Annotated in this window: 1 protein-coding gene; it reads right to left on the minus strand. The window is 69.4% G+C overall.

The window, feature by feature from the left end:
* The coding region (locus tag AC3ETA_RS47735) for an L-serine ammonia-lyase (protein WP_432199163.1) at window positions 1-907 on the minus strand (907 nt) is incomplete at its 3' end.
* Window positions 908-1013 lie beyond the last annotated feature (106 nt).

Raw genomic sequence — 1013 nt, forward strand, 5'->3', positions numbered from 1 at the left:
TGATGTAGTAGTGCAGGACCGCCGGAATGATGCCGGCCGCGCCGTTCGTGGGGGCGGTGACCACCCGGCCGCCGGCGGCGTTCTCCTCGTTCACGGCCATCGCGTAGAGCGTGATCCACTCCATGGCGAGCGCCTTCGGGTCGCCCTCGGAGCGCAGCTTGCGGGCGGTGTTCGCAGCCCTGCGGCGGACCTTCAGGCCGCCCGGCAGGATGCCCTCGCGCGCCATGCCACGGGACACGCACTCGCGCATCACCCGCCAGATCTCCAGCAGGCCCTCGCGGATCTCCTCCTCGGTGCGCCAGGCCCGCTCGTTCTCCAGCATCAGCGACGAGATCGACAGACCCGTCTCCTGCGTCAGGCGCAGCAGCTCGTCGCCCGTGCGGAAGGGGTACTTCAGCACCGTGTCGTCGAGCTTGATGCGGTCGGCGCCGACCGCGTCCTCGTCGACGACGAAGCCGCCGCCCACCGAGTAGTACGTCTTGGAGAGCAGCTCCTCGCCCGAGGCGTCGAACGCCCACAGCGTCATGCCGTTCGCGTGGTAGGGCAGGGCTTTGCGGCGGTGCAGCACGAGATCCTTGTCGAAGTCGAAGGGGACCTCGTGCTCGTCGAGGAGCCTCAGACGGCCCGACGACTTGATCTTCTCCACCCGCTCGTCGGCGGTCTCCACGTCGACGGTGCGGGGCGAGTCGCCCTCCAGGCCGAGCAGCACGGCCTTGGGGGTGCCGTGGCCGTGGCCGGTGGCGCCGAGGGAGCCGTAGAGCTCGGAGCGTATGGAGGCCACGGAGGGCAGGACGCCCTCGTTGTGCAGGCGGCGGGCGAACATGCGTGCCGCGCGCATCGGGCCGACCGTGTGGGAGCTGGACGGGCCGATGCCGATCGAGAACAGGTCGAAGACCGAGATGGCCACGGGGACTCCTCAATACGGGGTGGTGCAGAAGGCTTCCGCGGGGTGCCCCGCCCGCTCACTGACCAGTGTGCGGGACACCCCACGGAAAGGAACTACTTGTTCAGAG

The organism is Streptomyces sp. bgisy027, from assembly GCF_057710365.1.